This window comes from Bacillus sp. BC05(2025), assembly GCF_056725905.1.
In genome coordinates, this window is the sequence record NZ_JBWYRA010000046.1 from 1 (window position 1) to 308 (window position 308).

1 protein-coding gene is annotated in these 308 nt (G+C 34.1%); it reads right to left on the minus strand.

From position 1 onward, the window contains the following. Positions 1 to 308: RNA-guided endonuclease TnpB family protein (locus ACZ76X_RS29115; protein WP_479852480.1), on the minus strand; the 308-nt coding region annotated here is incomplete at both ends.

A 308-nucleotide genomic window follows, 5' to 3' on the forward strand; every position in this document is an offset into this window, starting at 1 on the left:
ATCCACAGCAAGAACATAATTGGCTGGAAGCAAATGTTTTCGATACGACAATGACTTGTTTGCCATACCATTTTGCTTTATATTCCAACATGGTTCGAAACTGTGACCAAGATACTTCACTAATTGCTTTTGCTAACTTACGATTTTTTAACATATTCGATACTTGCAAATCCTCTATACCGATAACATCGTGGTTTTTGATGATTTCAGTTGAGATTTTGTCTAAGTAATCTTTTCTAGCATTTGATATGTATTCATGAATTCTAGCTACTTTTACTCGTTGTTTATTCCAGCGAGAAGATCCTTTC